The sequence below is a fragment of the Rhodopseudomonas sp. BR0C11 genome, assembly GCF_010820945.1.
Taxonomy (GTDB): Bacteria; Pseudomonadota; Alphaproteobacteria; order Rhizobiales; family Xanthobacteraceae; genus Rhodopseudomonas; species Rhodopseudomonas palustris_H.
The window spans coordinates 1-14,140 of record NZ_QTKI01000085.1; the positions used below are offsets into that span (position 1 = coordinate 1).

16 protein-coding genes are annotated in these 14,140 nt (G+C 64.9%); 9 read left to right on the plus strand and 7 right to left on the minus strand.

The features are described 5' to 3' along the window. Nucleotides 1-608 (minus strand): CHC2 zinc finger domain-containing protein (locus tag DYI24_RS09370; protein ID WP_246701206.1); only part of this gene is annotated, 608 nt, incomplete at its 3' end. A gap of 470 nt (nt 609-1,078) precedes the next feature. Between DYI24_RS09370 and DYI24_RS09375 the strand changes: the two genes are divergently transcribed. Next, complete coding sequence (locus DYI24_RS09375) at nt 1,079-1,321, plus strand: LIM domain-containing protein (protein ID WP_011156850.1); 243 nt, start codon at nt 1,079-1,081, stop codon at nt 1,319-1,321. A gap of 17 nt (nt 1,322-1,338) precedes the next feature. Here the strand turns inward: DYI24_RS09375 and DYI24_RS09380 are convergent, their stop codons facing one another. Next, nucleotides 1,339-1,746, minus strand: a complete 408-nt coding sequence (locus DYI24_RS09380) for a gamma-glutamylcyclotransferase family protein (protein WP_164572088.1) — start codon at nt 1,744-1,746, stop codon at nt 1,339-1,341. Nucleotides 1,747-1,906: 160 nt separating this feature from the next. Between DYI24_RS09380 and DYI24_RS09385 the strand changes: the two genes are divergently transcribed. Then, nucleotides 1,907-2,692 (plus strand): N-formylglutamate amidohydrolase, encoded by a 786-nt coding sequence (locus DYI24_RS09385; protein ID WP_164572089.1) that lies wholly within the window; start codon nt 1,907-1,909, stop codon nt 2,690-2,692. A gap of 137 nt (nt 2,693-2,829) precedes the next feature. Here DYI24_RS09385 and DYI24_RS09390 read toward each other — a convergent pair whose 3' ends face one another. After that, nucleotides 2,830-3,447 carry a LysE family translocator gene (locus DYI24_RS09390; RefSeq protein ID WP_164572090.1) on the minus strand — a complete coding sequence of 206 codons (618 nt, stop codon included), beginning with the start codon at nt 3,445-3,447 and terminating at the stop codon, nt 2,830-2,832. Nucleotides 3,448-3,576: 129 nt separating this feature from the next. Between DYI24_RS09390 and DYI24_RS09395 the strand changes: the two genes are divergently transcribed. Together DYI24_RS09395 and DYI24_RS09400 are read left to right on the plus strand one after the other, a co-directional pair. After that, nucleotides 3,577-3,891, plus strand: coding sequence for an ArsR/SmtB family transcription factor (locus DYI24_RS09395; RefSeq protein WP_164572091.1), 315 nt, complete (start codon nt 3,577-3,579; stop codon nt 3,889-3,891). Beyond that, nucleotides 3,884-4,363, plus strand: a complete 480-nt coding sequence (locus tag DYI24_RS09400) for an SRPBCC family protein (RefSeq protein ID WP_164572092.1) — start codon at nt 3,884-3,886, stop codon at nt 4,361-4,363. Before DYI24_RS09395 ends, DYI24_RS09400 begins: the two co-directional genes overlap by 8 nt. A gap of 194 nt (nt 4,364-4,557) precedes the next feature. On the opposite strand, the gene DYI24_RS09405 is transcribed toward DYI24_RS09400, so the two are convergent. Continuing rightward, nucleotides 4,558-5,400, minus strand: coding sequence for a DUF2189 domain-containing protein (locus tag DYI24_RS09405; RefSeq protein ID WP_164572093.1), 843 nt, complete (start codon nt 5,398-5,400; stop codon nt 4,558-4,560). A gap of 634 nt (nt 5,401-6,034) precedes the next feature. Here DYI24_RS09405 and DYI24_RS09410 point away from each other — a divergent pair. Together DYI24_RS09410 and DYI24_RS09415 are read left to right on the plus strand one after the other, a co-directional pair. After that, nucleotides 6,035-7,033, plus strand: a complete 999-nt coding sequence (locus DYI24_RS09410; protein WP_349627758.1) for an HlyD family secretion protein — start codon at nt 6,035-6,037, stop codon at nt 7,031-7,033. 10 nt (nt 7,034-7,043) lie between these two features. After that, on the plus strand, nt 7,044-8,624 hold the full coding sequence (locus DYI24_RS09415) for a DHA2 family efflux MFS transporter permease subunit (protein ID WP_164572094.1): 1,581 nt from the start codon (nt 7,044-7,046) through the stop codon (nt 8,622-8,624). 184 nt (nt 8,625-8,808) lie between these two features. Here DYI24_RS09415 and DYI24_RS09420 read toward each other — a convergent pair whose 3' ends face one another. Both DYI24_RS09420 and DYI24_RS09425 read right to left on the minus strand, forming a co-directional pair. Further along, complete coding sequence (locus DYI24_RS09420) at nt 8,809-9,264, minus strand: GatB/YqeY domain-containing protein (RefSeq protein ID WP_011156842.1); 456 nt, start codon at nt 9,262-9,264, stop codon at nt 8,809-8,811. Between the two features lie 159 nt (nt 9,265-9,423). Further along, nucleotides 9,424-10,128, minus strand: a complete 705-nt coding sequence (locus DYI24_RS09425) for an alpha/beta fold hydrolase (protein ID WP_164572095.1) — start codon at nt 10,126-10,128, stop codon at nt 9,424-9,426. A 148-nt stretch (nt 10,129-10,276) separates the two neighbouring features. Here DYI24_RS09425 and carA point away from each other — a divergent pair, with 148 nt between their 5' ends. Together carA and DYI24_RS09435 are read left to right on the plus strand one after the other, a co-directional pair. Continuing rightward, on the plus strand, nt 10,277-11,470 hold the full coding sequence (gene carA / locus DYI24_RS09430; RefSeq protein WP_164572097.1) for a glutamine-hydrolyzing carbamoyl-phosphate synthase small subunit: 1,194 nt from the start codon (nt 10,277-10,279) through the stop codon (nt 11,468-11,470). A gap of 232 nt (nt 11,471-11,702) precedes the next feature. Next, on the plus strand, nt 11,703-12,227 hold the full coding sequence (locus tag DYI24_RS09435) for a hypothetical protein (protein ID WP_164572098.1): 525 nt from the start codon (nt 11,703-11,705) through the stop codon (nt 12,225-12,227). 241 nt (nt 12,228-12,468) lie between these two features. Here the strand turns inward: DYI24_RS09435 and DYI24_RS09440 are convergent, their stop codons facing one another. Further along, entirely contained in the window at nt 12,469-12,996 is a 528-nt protein-coding gene (locus DYI24_RS09440) for a Dps family protein (RefSeq protein WP_107346473.1), read from the minus strand. Nucleotides 12,997-13,276: 280 nt separating this feature from the next. On the opposite strand from DYI24_RS09440, the gene DYI24_RS09445 reads away from it, so the two are divergent. Next, nucleotides 13,277-13,972 (plus strand): class I SAM-dependent methyltransferase, encoded by a 696-nt coding sequence (locus DYI24_RS09445; RefSeq protein WP_107346472.1) that lies wholly within the window; start codon nt 13,277-13,279, stop codon nt 13,970-13,972. Nucleotides 13,973-14,140 lie beyond the last annotated feature (168 nt).

Below are 14,140 nucleotides of genomic sequence, written 5' to 3' on the forward strand. Positions count from 1 at the left end.
AACATCACCCGATCGCGGAATTTGTCGAACGGCACGGGAATATCAGGGCCCGCCGACAGCAGCCCGGCCTCGATCATGTCGGGCACGGGCACGCCGTGCTTGCCGAGATACTCCTTCAGCGCGTAGCGCTCGTTCGACGCGTAGCCGAGGCGGAACTTGACCTGCGTGCCCGGCATGATGGCGCGATCGGCGAGATAACCGCGGGCGCGGGCGCCGGCGCGCGAGGCGAGATTGTCGGCGAAGTAATTCGCCGCCAGCTCCATCACGTCGTACAGCGATTTGCGGCGCTGCTCCTGGCGCGCGGACTCCTGCGTCTGCACCGGCAGCGCGACGCCAGCCATCGCGGCCAGCCGCTCGACAGCTTCCGGGAAGTCGACGCCCTCGGTCAGCATCACGAAGTCGAAGATCGAGCCGTTCTTGCCTGAGGAGAAGTCGAACCACGCCTGCTTCTCGTCATTGACGAAGAACGACGGCGTCTTCTCCTGCTGGAACGGCGACAGCCCCTTCCACTCCCGCCCCGCCTTCTTCAGCTTGACGCGACGGCCGACAACCTCCGACACCGACAGCCGGGCTTTCAGATCGTCGAGGAACTGCGGCGAGAAGCGCATGGGCTCGGGAGGTTTTAAGGGCTTCAGCAAACAGCGCTCAGCAGCGGCGCCAACCGACCATGGATATAGGCTGCCGGTCCCCATGGGTTAATGGGGCCGGAGTTGTCCTAGTTATCCACCGGTCGCTCCCGACAAAAACCACGTTCTTTCAGCGGGAACGCCAGGCGTGAACCGGCCCTGTCGTAGACCGACAGTTGTATTCGCGTGTAGTTACGCGGTTGCACACGCATGTCATCACCTCGCAATATTTCGCATTGCGGCATGGGCGATACCCTTGTAAACCCGCGACAATTCGCAAGCGGAGCCGGTTTGATCCAGCTCATTGCTGCACCGCGCAAGCGGGATTGAACTGCCGCACCCTGCGCAATGCGGGGGAGTCGGGGGAGAACGATCAGCCAAGGCTTAAAGGGCTCACCCGCGTCGCTTCCGAAGTTCTGGAGCGTCGCGTTCGAACGATAAGGAGCCAGACCATGGCTAATTGTGCCCATTGCAATGCGCAGATGACGTCGCTCGGCGTGGAAGCCATCGACGGGGTGTACGAGATCCATTCCTGGAAATGCGACGACTGCGGCCACGTGCTCGATATCGCCACCGCTTCGGTCGAAGCCTATGACTTTCCGAGCTTCTGCCTCACCGAGCCGGGCGATCCGGATTGGCTGACCCTGCTGCCGCTGGCCGCCAATGCGCGGATCGAGCTGCACCTTACCGGCTAGAAAGCCTTCAGGCCCTTTCAGCCGGAAAACGCTTCCGGCTGAAACCGCCCCGTTTCGATGCGCGGTAGCCGCGCCACATCCCAATTGAAATAGTACACGAACGCGTCAAGCCCGGTGCCGCCGTCCAGCGTCACGCGGGCGATCTCGCGCCGGTACTCCGCGCGCTGGTCACGCGGTCCGCAGCCTTCGTAATCGTCGAGCTGCGCCAGCACCTCGTCCGGCCGATGCAGCCGGAACACTTCGCCGTGAACGCGGTCCGCCGGATCATCCGACGGCACCAGGCCGGGATAGTGCCGCACCAGATACAGCCGGCCCGGCATCGAAGCTGCCCCAAGAAACTCCGCATTCGACGATAGCAGCCGGGCCATCGGATGGTCGTAGCCGCGCATCAGCGTGCCATAAACGAACAGACGATCGGACATCATTCACCGCAACTTCAGCAAGTCGGGCCGAAGCTATCCAAACGTCGGCGGGATGTCATGCCCGGTTCGTGACGGCGAAGTTCAATCGTCTCGACGCCGCGCCGGCGAATCCGCTACCGATTCGGTGGGGCTCGGACGACAAAAGGCATAGGCAGGTTCGGTGATGGACGGCGTGCGCGATAATTTCCTCAGCCTCGATGCCGGAGAGCCTCCGGTGATCGAGCGCAATCAGAACGGACAATCGCCGTTCCTGCTGGTGTGTGACCATTACGGCCGCCGGATCCCGGCGCAGCTCGGCGATCTCGGCCTGCCCGAAGCCGAACTGACGCGCCACATCGCCTGGGACGTCGGCATCGCAGGCGTCGCCGAACGGGTGTCCGATGCGCTCGGCGCACATCTGATCGCGCAGCGCTATTCGCGGCTGGTGATCGACTGCAATCGGCCGCCGAGCGCAGAGAGCTCGATCCCGCTGGTCAGCGAAGCGACCACGATCCCCGGCAATGACGGGCTCACCCGCGAGCATGCCGCAGAGCGGCGGCGGCTGATTTTCGATCCGTACCACCAGCGGATCGAGGCGGCGATCGAGGATCGGCAATTATCCGGCCAGCCGACCGTGCTGCTGGCGCTGCATTCGTTTACGCCGGTGTATCATGGCATGGCGCGGCCCTGGCACATCGGCACGCTGTATCAGGACTGCACCGTGTTGCCGCCGCTGCTGCTCGCCGAGCTGCGGCGCGAGCCGGACCTGGTTGTCGGCGACAACCAGCCTTACGCGGTCGCCGACGGCACCGACTACACCATTCCGGTGCACGGCACCGCACGCGGTCTGATCACCTCGGGCATCGAAATCCGCCACGATCAGATCACCGACGAGGCCGGCCAGGTGGAATGGGCTAGCCGGCTCACACGCGTTCTGAGCGCGATCGGCGACAAGCTGCGGCAACAGTAGGCGCTACGATAGCGGCATCACCGCAACCTCGCTGAGTCATTGTGAGCGGACGGCGAAGCAATCCTGATGCGCCGAGCACTCGGGAGCCGGATTGCTTCGTCGGCTTAGCCTACCTATGACAAGGCAAAGGCCGCGCCTTATTTCGCCCGGCTGAGCGCGAGCCAGACACCACCGCCGATCATGAAGCCGCCGGAGATCCGCGACAGCAGCCGGGTGCGGTGCGCGGAGAACATCGTGCGGGCGCGGCCGGCGAGCAGCGCGTAGATCGCATCCGTCATCGCAGCGATCACCATGAAGGTGACGCCGAGCAGCGCCACCTGCGGCACCGTCTCGCGCTGCATGTCGACGAACTGCGGAATGAACGCGCCGAAGAACACCAGCACCTTCGGATTTGCCAGCAGCACCAAGAAGCCCTGCAAAAAGAAGCCACCACGCGGCGGAGGCGGCGGCTGATCGGTCGACAGACCTTCGACCGGCTTCCGGATCAGGCCGATGCCGAGCCACACCAGATAGGCTGCGCCGAGAAACCGTACCCAGTCGAACCAATAGCCCATCGTCGCCATCAGCGTGGTGAGGCCGGCGGCGACCAGCGCGATCACCAGACCAAACCCGAGCTGCGCACCGGCGATGTTCAGCAATGCTGCGCGGGTGCCGTGACGCAGGCCGTTGGCGATCACCAGCGTCACCACCGGCCCCGGCAGCAGAGCGAGCACGATGCAGGCGGTGACGAAGGTCAGGTACATTTCGAGAGACATGGCATTCCCATTCACGCGACGATTCCAGCCGAGACGTTAGCAGCCCTGCACGACTGCGACGACTGGCGAAAAGGCCGCGTCGCTGCTCGGTGTTGACACGCAACCTTTTGGTTGCCTATTATCGCCGCCATGGATGAGGTCTTCAAAGCGCTGGCGGATGGTTCGCGGCGCGCCCTTTTGGACCGGCTCCACGCCCGTAACGGGCAGACGCTGAGCGATCTCTGCGACGGCCTCGTGATGACGCGGCAGGCCGTGACCAAGCACCTTGCGATTCTCGAAGCGGCCAATCTGGTCGCCACGGTCAAACACGGCCGCGAGAAGCTCCACTACCTGAACCCGGTGCCGATCCACGAGATCGGCGACCGCTGGATCAGGAAATTCGAGCGCGGCCGGCTTGCCGCCCTCAGCGACCTGAAACGCAAATTGGAGACGCGCGATGAGTAAGCCGGAATTCGCCTACGTCACCTATATCCGCACCACGCCGGATCAGCTGTGGCACGTGTTGACCGACGCCGATTTCACCCGGCGCTACTGGATGGACTGCACGCTGCGCTCGGACTGGAGGGTCGGCTCGGAAATGACGATGGAGCGTGGCGGAGAGATCAAGAACCGCTGCACCATCGTAGAGTCCGATCCGCCGCGTCGGCTGGCGTACGATTGGGTCTCGGTGTGGGACCCGGCGATGCGCCAGGAGAAACCGTCGCGCGTCACCTACGAGATCGAGCCGCAAGGCGATCTCGTCAAGCTGACGGTCACCCACGAAGACTTCGACGAAGGCAGCGCGACATTGCCGAGCATCAGCTTCGGTTGGCCGATGGTGCTGGCCAGCCTGAAGAGCATTTTGGAGACCGGAGAGCCGCTGCCGTTCGCGGCCCCGGCGCATGCCGCCGCGGAAGCCGCTCATGTGTCGGCGTAACCGCAGACGGAGCACATCATGACCGATGTCAGCGGCTGGGTGCCGCACCGGGCCGGCCGGCGATCCTGTCGTCGCTGAAGAGCCGGCTGGAAACCGGTCGGGCCCCGCGGAAGATGATCGCCGCGCTCCGGCGCGCTAGCGTCATCGTCCCCGGCGCGCCGGAATAAGACCGGCGCCTGTCGACCAGGAGCGCGTCAGCCTGTAGCGGCGCGCTTTGGCATCACCACAACGTTGCTGGTCTCGGCCTCGCTCTCCGGCATCTCCGCGGCGACCGGGGCAACGATCTTTCGATACAGATGCCAGGTGGCGTGACCGAGTACTGGCAGCGTCACCACCAGACCCAGGAAATACGGCAGCGCCGAGAGTGCAAGCAGCACGACGATGGTGGCAGCCCAGCCGATCATCGGCAGCGGGCTCTTCACCACCGACCGAACGCTGGTCACCATCGCGGTGACGAAATCGACATCGCGATCCAGCAGCAGCGGGAATGACACCACCGTCAGCGAGAACAGCACCAAGGCCAGACAAGCGCCGACGCAATTGCCGACCGCGAGGAATACCAGGCCCTCGTTGGTGGTGAGCACCGCGGAGATGAATTCCTGCAGGCTGCCGAACGACGCGCCGACCCCGAGGAACAGCGCGATCAGCAGCCGAACCTGGTACATCCAGATCACGAACAGGAACAGCGTGACGAACGCCATCCAGCCGAGTTCGCTGCGGCTGCGCATCAGGCCGATGATCTGCATCATCGACGGCCGCCTGCCGGCCTCGCGCTGCCGGCTGACTTCGTAAAGCCCGAGCGCGACGAACGGCCCAAGCAGCGCAAAGCCGGCGCCGAGCGGATAGGCCAGATACACCATATGGAAAGCCGTCAGACAGGCGAGAATCAGCAATCCGCCCGCGGCATAGAACGTGCCGAAAGCGAGGCCGTAGAGCGGCGCAGCCTGAAAGTCCCGCAGCCCCTGACCCAACGCTTCCGCAATGTCGCCGATCGTGATCGGCCGCACCACGGGATCAACCTTACCGGAGATCGACATGGTCGCTCCTCCCTGGTTCGTGGGCATCGTCGTTATTAGTTGCATGTATTAAGGCGCGGAGTTCGACGACCGTCAATCAGCTTGGTAGCAAGCCAACCAATGCGAGCTATGCGTCTCGATTAGTTCCCGCCGCATCGCACAACTAATTCGCGCCGCAATACGCGCGAAATTGGCTACTCACCGAGGCATTCGAACGGGTTTTGGCAATCTCGCCGCTCCCCCTCCGCTGCCAGCGCGGTCGTCGAACCTCCTTTCACACCGTCGTGAACACTCGGACGAGCGATTTTGTGTCGAGATCGCTGCCTCTGATCGCGGGCATCCTCTGCAGTCTCCGAATGGAACCTGTTTTGCACTGCAGTGTTGCTTCGGCTGGCGCGGCGATGCCGCGCGCAAGAGCGTTTTCCTCATGAGCACCTTGGACAGCCCCTCCTCCGCCAGTTCCGATTTCGCGGATCGCGACCGTCGTTCTGCAGATGCCCGGCCTGAAGCGGCGCCTGCGCCGTCGCGATCGCCGGCTCTCCCTCCGACCGAACAGCGACGCCGTGACGACGACACCCGCGACCGCCCCGGCAGCGAATCGGTCCGCCGCGCGAACTCACCCGGCGGCCTTAAAGCGCTGATCGGTGGTCATCCAGTGGCGGCCAGCATCGGGGCGGTGCTGATCATCGCAGCGATCATCGGCGGCATTTTGTGGTGGCTGCATGCCCGCAACTACGAGAGCAGCGACGATGCTTTCATCGACACTCGCACGGTGCTGATCAGCCCACAGGTGTCGGGCGCAATCACCGGCGTCAACGTCACCGACAACCAGGTGGTCAAGGCGGGTGAACTGCTCGCCACCATCGACCCACGCGACTACAAGGCCGCGGTCGATCAGGCGGCCGCGCAGATGCTGCAGGCGCAAGCTTCCATCACCGATATCGAGGCCCAGATCGGTGCGCAGCAGGCGCAGATCCAGCAGGCCAATCAGCAGGTGCAAGAAGCGCAGGCCGCGCTGAACTTCGCCACCGACGAGAACCAGCGCTATCAGGAACTGGTACAGAAGGGCGCCGGCACGGTGCAGCGCGCCCAGCAGGCCGAGTCGGACTTCCGTGCCAAGAAGGCCGCACTCGACGCCGCCAATGCCGCCAAGCTGGCCGCCGACCGCCAGATTGACGTGCTGCGCGCCAAGGTCGAGCAGGCCAAGGCGCAGCTCAAGGCCGCGCGGGCGCAGAAGGAGCAGGCCGACGCCAATCTGCAGCGCACCGAGCTGCGCGCGCCGACCGACGGCCGCATCGCCAAGCTGACCGGCGCGGTTGGGGCGCTGGCCTCGCCGGGCCAGGCCATCATGGTGTTGGTGCCGCTCGACGTCTGGGTCACGGCCAATTTCAAGGAGACGCAACTCGAGCTGATGCGGGTCGGGCAGCCGGTCGACATTCACATCGACGCCTACGGCAAATCTTATCCCGGTCACGTCAACAGCATCCAGGCCGGCAGCGGCACGGCGTTCAGCCTGCTGCCCGCCGAGAACGCCACCGGCAACTACGTCAAGGTGGTGCAGCGCGTGCCGGTGAAGATCACCTTCGATCAGCCGCCGGATGTCGAGCTCGGCCCCGGCATGTCGGTGGTGCCGCGCGTCACCGTCCGCCCGTGAGGCTCGTGCCATGGCCGACGGCGAAGGCGAATATGGTGGGGCCAATCCGTGGCTGATCGCGGTGCTGGTGTCGGTCGCGACCTTCATGGAAGTGCTCGACACCACCATCGCTAACGTCGCGCTGCGCTACATCGCCGGCGGCCTCGCGGTGTCGGGCGACGAAGCCTCCTGGGTGGTCACCACCTATCTGGTCGCGAACTCGATCGTGCTGTGCGCCTCGGGCTGGATCGCGCAGATGTTCGGCCGCAAGAACTTCTTTCTGGTGTGCATTGCGCTGTTCACGGTCAGCTCGTTGCTGTGCGGCTTTGCCTGGAATCTGCAATCGCTGCTGGTGTTCCGGATCATGCAGGGGCTGGCCGGCGGCGGTATGACGCCGGTGGCGCAGTCGATCCTCGCGGCGGCGTTTCCGCCGGCCAAGCGCGGGCAGGGTTTTGCGCTGTACGGCATCGCCGTGGTGGTGGCGCCGGTGGTTGGGCCGACGCTCGGCGGCTGGCTGAGTGATAACCTATCGTGGCACTGGTGCTTCCTGATCAACGTGCCGGTCGGCGTGGTCACACTGGCGCTGATCTACCTGATCATTCCCTCCTCCGAAAAGCAGCGGCACGAGCGCGAGAAGCTATGGGCGAAGGGGCTCAACTTCGACATCGTCGGCTTCGTGCTGGTCGCGACCTTCCTCGGCGCGCTCGAAGTCGTGCTCGACCGTGGACAGGTCGACGACTGGTTCGGCTCGACCTTTATCGTCACCTTCGCGATCATCTCTTCGGCGGCGCTGATCGCCTTCGTGCCTTGGGAGCTGTCGCGCGAGCGGCCGCTGATCGACGTCCGGATGCTGACCGGCCGGCAGTTCGGCACCTGCTTCGTCATCATGCTGGCGACCGGCGCGCTACTGATCGCCACCACCCAGATCGTGCCGCAGCTTTTGCAGGAGCGGTTCGGCTACACGGCGACGCTGGCCGGGCTGGTGATATCGCCCGGCGGCCTTGTCACCATGGTGATGATGGTGATCGTCGGCCGGCTCGGCAGCTCGGTACATCCGCGCTGGCTGATCGCGCTCGGCGCCACAATCGCCGGCGGCGCGATGATCGACCTGATGCGGATGTCGCCGGATGCCGATTACTGGTTCTTCGCGCTGTCGCGGATCTATCTCGGCATCGGCCTGCCGCTGATCTTCATCCCGATCACCACCGCGTCCTACGATGGCATCCCGCCCGACAAGACCGATCAGGCCTCGGCGATGATCAACCTCGCCCGCAATTTCGGCGGCTCGATCGGCGTCTCGATCAGCCAGACCGTGCTGGCGCGGCGCGAGCAGTTTCACCAGAGCCGGCTGAGCGAACACGTCGGCTCGTGGAATCCGGTGCTGCACGACACGCTGGCGCAGATCCAGGGCTATCTCGGCACCCAGAACGCCACCGGCAGCAAGTCCGGCAGTGCGATGGCGGTGGTCGGACAGATCGTCGAAAACCAAGCGGCGCTGCTGGCTTATCTGGACGTGTTCGTGGCGCTTGGCCTGATCGCCGCCGCGATGATCCCGCTGGCGCTGTCACTCCGCAGCGTCGACCGCAGCGCCAAGCCGGCGATGGGGCATTAAGAGGCGCGGTGGCGCGAGTCCATCGTTGCAGCCTTCCGCCACATCCCCCGTCATTCCGGGGCGCCGCGCAGCGGCGAACCCGGAATCTCGAGGAGTTCATCCGCAGTGGCAGCCACGCACGCCAACTGCGGGATTCCGGGTTCACGCGCTACGGCGCGTGCCCCGGAATGACGGTGCTTGGCGACTAACCCGTCAGCGCCGCCTTCACCATGCCACTCGCCTTGCCAAAATCCATCTGGCCGGCGTACTTCGCCTTCAGGGCGCCGATCACCTTGCCCATGTCCTTGATGCCGGCGGCGCCGGTTTCGGAGATGGTGGCGGCGATCGCGGCTTTGACTTCGTCGTCGGACATCTGCTGCGGCAGATAGGCCTGGATCACGGCGATCTCGGCGCGCTCCTGGTCGGCGAGCTCGGCGCGGCCGCCCTTGTCGTAAAGCTCGACCGATTCCTGGCGCTGCTTGATCATCTTCTGCAGCAGGCTGAGCAGATCGCCATCCGACAGCGGCGGCTTGCCCTGGCCGCGCGCCTCGATGTCGGCGTTCTTGATGGTCGAATTCACCATCCGCAGCGTCGACAGCTTGCGCTCGTCCTTGGCCTTCATCGCCTCTTTCACGGCGTTGTTGATGTCGTCGCGCAGCATGTCGGGCTCCTTCGTATTCGATGCGTCATTGCGAGGAGCGAAGCGACGAAGCAATCCAGAGGCCGCGAAAAGAGCCTGGATTGCTTCGCCTTCGGCTCGCAATAACGGAAAATGGCAAATCTGCCGCTGATGTAGGCGGTTCAGCCGGCCGAAACAACTCTAGTTCCGCAGCCAGTCCGCCAGCGCGGCGGCGGTGGCGGCGGGCTGCTCGACCTGCGGCAGGTGACCGCAATCGGGGATGATCACCAGCCGGGCGCCGCTGATGCCTTCCGCCATTTCCTGCGACAGGCTGTTCGGAATGGTGGTGTCCGTGTCGCCGGAAACCACCAGGGTCGGACAGCCGATTGTCCCCAGCGTGGGCCGGGAATCGGCACGGGCGATGATCGCCCGCTGCTGGCTGACGAAGCCGGCGGCGCCGACGTCGTCGCCCATATCGTGGACGATCCGCTGCAGCGCGGCGTCCTCGCGGCGCGACGGGTGGACAAAGCCGGGATACAGCTCGTCCAGCACCGCGTGCAGCCGGCCGGCCTCGGCTTCCCCGATCTGCCGGGTGCGGCGCTCGGTGGCTTCCGGACTGTCGGGCCGGGCCTGGGTGTTGATCAGCGCCAGCTTGGCGACCCGGTCCGGCGCCTGACGCATGATCTCGAACGCGATGTAGCCGCCCATCGAATGCCCGGCGAGCGCGAACCGCGCCGGCGCCTCGGCGAGAATCCGCCGTGCGATCGCCGCCATGCTGTCGTCGCGGATGTGGTTGGCGACCGTCACCGGCGAGCCGCAAGCCCATAGCGCGGGGAGGATCGGGGCGTAGATCCGTGGCGAGCCCGCCAAACCGGGCACCAGCACCACCGGCAATGATGTGTCCATTCAACCTCTCCCCGCGCACGATTCTGCCCCTGCGCCCGTCGCGGAGCCTAGGACAGCCAAATTCCCTGTCAAATCTCGTCCAAAAGCGAACAATTGGAGGGGGGCGGCGCTTTGACGTCGGCAACGCCCGCGACTATGTAGTGCGCTCATGACCAATTCAGCATCCCATCCCGCTTGGCCGGACCACAAGCCGACCGCGCTGCTCGTGCTCGCCGATGGCACCGTGTTCGAGGGCTTCGGCCTCGGCGCAGAGGGCCACGCCGTCGGCGAGGTCTGCTTCAACACCGCGATGACCGGCTACGAGGAGATCCTCACCGATCCGTCCTACGCCGGGCAGCTCATCACCTTCACTTTCCCGCATATCGGCAACGTCGGCACCAACGACGAGGATATCGAGACGGTGAACATGGCGGCGACGCCCGGCGCGCGCGGCGTGATCCTGCGCAGCGCCATCACCGATCCGTCGAACTATCGCTCGGCGCGCCATCTCGACGCCTGGCTGAAGGCGCGCGGCATTATCGGCCTGTCGGGCATCGACACCCGCGCGCTGACCGCGCTGATCCGCAGCAAGGGCATGCCCAACGCGGTGATCGCGCATTCGCCGAACGGCGAATTCGACCTGCACGCGCTGAAGGAAGAGGCCCGCGAGTGGCCCGGCCTGGAAGGCATGGACTTGGTGCCGATGGTCACCTCGGGCCAGCGCTTCACCTGGGACGAGACGCCGTGGGCGTGGGGTGAAGGCTTCGGCCGGCAGGACAAGCCGGAGTTCAACGTCGTCGCGATCGACTACGGCATCAAGCGCAACATTCTGCGGCTGCTTGCCGGCGAAGGCTGCAAGGTCACCGTGGTGCCTGCCACCACCTCGGCCGAAGACATCCTGGCGATGAAGCCGGACGGCGTATTCCTGTCGAACGGCCCGGGCGATCCGGCTGCCACCGGCAAATACGCGGTGCCGGTGATTCAGAAGGTGATCGAGACCGGCGTGCCGACCTTCGGCATCTGCCTCGGCCACCAGATGCTCGGCCTCGCGCTCGGCGGCAAGACCGTGAAGATGCATCAGGGCCACCACGGCGCCAATCATCCGGTCAAGGATCTGACCACCGGCAAGGTCGAGATCACCTCGATGAACCACGGCTTCGCGGTCGACAAATCGACCCTGCCGGGCAACGTGCAGCAGACCCACGTGTCGCTGTTCGACGACTCGAACTGCGGCATCGCGCTGGCCGACAAGCCGGTGTTCTCGGTGCAGTACCACCCCGAGGCCTCGCCCGGCCCGCAGGACTCGCACTACCTGTTCCGTCGCTTCACCGATCTGATGCGCGCGAAGAAAGCCGCCGCGTAACCGCGGCGGCCTTATTCATATCATCCTCTCGACTTGTCATTCCGGGGCGCGAGCGTAGCTCGCGAACCCGGAATCTGATCCGGGCACAGTCACCGCTAGATTCCGGGCTCGCGCCTGTCCGCGCGCCGCGGAATGACGGGTATCAGGCGGGTGACGAACGCGGGAACGCCCGGCGCGACGTCACGTTATCTCAGCAAGCTGATGATTCTTCCCTGCACGCGCTGGAGACGCCATGTCGCTTGCCCGCGACCAGATCAAACCGCTTGCGCTGGTGTTCGATGACGACGGGCTGATCCCGAACAACCCGCTGCCGTTACTGCTCTACAAGCACGCGGTGGACATCGGCGGCCGCGATCCGGAGCAAGCGATCGAGGATCTGTTCGAACGCAATGGCTGGGGCGATCGCTGGCGCAACGGGATTTTCGATTACCAGCATTATCACGCCACGGTGCATGAGGCGCTCGGCGTCGCGTGCGGTCGTGCGATGGTGCTGTTCGGCGGCGAACAAGGCGAAGCGATCGAGTTGACGCCGGGTGACGTCGCGGTGCTGCCGGCCGGCACCGGTCATAAATGCCTGTTCGCCAGCCACGACTTCTCTGTGGTGGGCGCTTATCCGCCCGGGCCGAAGATGCAGGTCACACGTCCCACCCCGGACAATTATCGCAAGGCGCTGCAGACAATTCCGAAGCTATCGCTACCGGAGACCGATCCGATATACGGCAAGAACGGGCCACTGCTGCGGCTGTGGGCGAAGTAAGCGGTAGGGTTCGTCCCACAGCGTCACGGCACGTTGGCACGTCTCCCCAGGCGCGGGGGAGGTCGACCGGCGCAGCCGGTCAGGTGAGGGCGTCCGCGAGGTCAATAAATTGAAGCTGCCAGATCAGTGCGCGTGTCCCCCTCTCCCCGCAGGGGCGGGGTGAGGGAGTTCGCGGTGCTGGGAGGAAGGGCTATCTCTGATGGCCTATTCAATGAGGGCCTGTTGTAACGGCCCTCGCCCCTTACGCCTCGTTGGCGCCTTCCTGGCGGGTGGCTTCGAACAGGAACCAGGTGCGCTTTTCGGTTTCGTCGATGAAGTTCTCGAGCAGGCCGGCGCTGGCCGCATCCTTGCACTCGTCGACGATCTCGTGCGCCTTGCGCATCGCGGCAGCGACCTTCTTGTTGTCGTTCATCAGCTCGCGCAGCATCTCGCGCGGCGGCACGTAGTCGTCGTTATTGTCCTGGATGGTCTGCAGCTTGGAGATATGGCTGATCGAGCGCAGCGTGGTGCCGCCGACCTTGCGGACACGCTCGGCGAGCTCGTCGGTGGTGGCGAGAATCTGCGCCGACTGTTCGTCGAGCAGCAGATGATAATCGCGGAAGTGACGGCCGCTGATGTGCCAATGGAAATTCTTAGTCTTCAGATACAGCGCAAACGAGTCGGCGAGCAGGCCGTTGAGCGCAGTCGAGATCTTCTCCACCGATTGCGGCGGCAGGTCGGTCGGGGTGTCGAGTTCGGGGGCGACGGAGGCGGATTTGGCTTTGGTCACGATGAAGCGTCCTGCGGTGATGCGGTTGACGGAGGGTGAATGCAACGGTCAGGCGGGGCGGCCGCGGCCCGGTCGATCCAAGCCGGTTCCGAAATCACGGTCTTGGATGTTTCGGCTGTGCATTGGTGTTTCCCGCGAAACACGTTAGACCCCTCATCAACGCGCTGCGTCCGGTGGCGTTCCATTCATGGAACAGCCATGCGAAGACAGCGGCACTGCACCGATCGGCCCTGATTTGGCCGCGTTCGGCTTGGTTCGGCGGGTGTTTCGGGGTCACGGGATGGACGACTGGATCGACTATTACGACTCCACCCACACGATCTATGTCAGCAAACGCCATCGCGACGTGCATTTTGCCGAGATCGCCCGGGACATTATCGACTACATCCCCTCTCCCGGTGCAGTGGTGCTGGACTATTCCTGCGGCGAGGCGCTGTCGGCCCCCAGTGTCGCGGATGCCTGCGGCAAGCTGATCCTGGCCGAGCCCGCCCCCGGGGTACGCGGCCGGCTGATTGCCCGCTACGCGCTCAACACCAAGATCCGGGTTCGCTCGCTCGACGACCTGCGCACCATGGCTGACGGGTCAGTCGACCTCGTGGTGATGAATTCGGTGGCGCAATACATGAAGCCGGCCGAACTCGACCAGGCCTTCGCGGTGATCCGGCGGCTGCTGTCGCCGCCCGGCAGCCTGGTGCTCGGCGATATCCTGCGGCCCGAAGTCGGGATGCCGCGGGATGTGCTGTCACTGCTACTGATGGCGCGCCGCCACGGCTTCATGAAGGATGCGCTGTGGGGACTGGCGCGAACGGCGCTGTCCGACTACCGCGAGCTGCGCACCAAGATCGGCCTGCAGCGTTACAGCGAGGCCGAGATGCTGGCCAAACTCACCGCCGCCGGCTTCACCCCCCGCCGCGCCGAGCGCAACATCGGCCACAATCCGTGGCGGATGACTTTTGTGGCGCGCAAGGCGGAGTAACTGGCAGGTCGCGACCACCTGGGGCTCACTGCCTGGGGCCCCCTCACCCCAACCCTCTCCCGCAGGCGGGAGAGGGAGCAAGCAGTGCTCGGGGAAGTTCTCCGATCACATACATTTGGATTCGCCAGCGAACCCCATCTCTTGAGTGCAAGCACGCGCTTTTCGCGC

What these genes read in the sequence shown, in the direction of transcription:
- DYI24_RS09385 (WP_164572089.1), top strand. Translation starts at nt 1,907, where the DNA reads ATGGACGGCGTGCGCGATAATTTCCTCAGCCTCGATGCCGGAGAGCCT.
- DYI24_RS09395 (WP_164572091.1), top strand. Translation starts at nt 3,577, where the DNA reads ATGGATGAGGTCTTCAAAGCGCTGGCGGATGGTTCGCGGCGCGCCCTT.
- DYI24_RS09415 (WP_164572094.1), top strand. Translation starts at nt 7,044, where the DNA reads ATGGCCGACGGCGAAGGCGAATATGGTGGGGCCAATCCGTGGCTGATC.
- carA (WP_164572097.1), top strand. Translation starts at nt 10,277, where the DNA reads ATGACCAATTCAGCATCCCATCCCGCTTGGCCGGACCACAAGCCGACC.
- DYI24_RS09405 (WP_164572093.1), bottom strand. Translation starts at nt 5,400, where the DNA reads ATGTCGATCTCCGGTAAGGTTGATCCCGTGGTGCGGCCGATCACGATC.
- DYI24_RS09380 (WP_164572088.1), bottom strand. Translation starts at nt 1,746, where the DNA reads ATGATGTCCGATCGTCTGTTCGTTTATGGCACGCTGATGCGCGGCTAC.
- DYI24_RS09390 (WP_164572090.1), bottom strand. Translation starts at nt 3,447, where the DNA reads ATGTCTCTCGAAATGTACCTGACCTTCGTCACCGCCTGCATCGTGCTC.
- DYI24_RS09435 (WP_164572098.1), top strand. Translation starts at nt 11,703, where the DNA reads ATGTCGCTTGCCCGCGACCAGATCAAACCGCTTGCGCTGGTGTTCGAT.
- DYI24_RS09375 (WP_011156850.1), top strand. Translation starts at nt 1,079, where the DNA reads ATGGCTAATTGTGCCCATTGCAATGCGCAGATGACGTCGCTCGGCGTG.
- DYI24_RS09445 (WP_107346472.1), top strand. Translation starts at nt 13,277, where the DNA reads ATGGACGACTGGATCGACTATTACGACTCCACCCACACGATCTATGTC.
- DYI24_RS09420 (WP_011156842.1), bottom strand. Translation starts at nt 9,264, where the DNA reads ATGCTGCGCGACGACATCAACAACGCCGTGAAAGAGGCGATGAAGGCC.
- DYI24_RS09425 (WP_164572095.1), bottom strand. Translation starts at nt 10,128, where the DNA reads ATGGACACATCATTGCCGGTGGTGCTGGTGCCCGGTTTGGCGGGCTCG.
- DYI24_RS09400 (WP_164572092.1), top strand. Translation starts at nt 3,884, where the DNA reads ATGAGTAAGCCGGAATTCGCCTACGTCACCTATATCCGCACCACGCCG.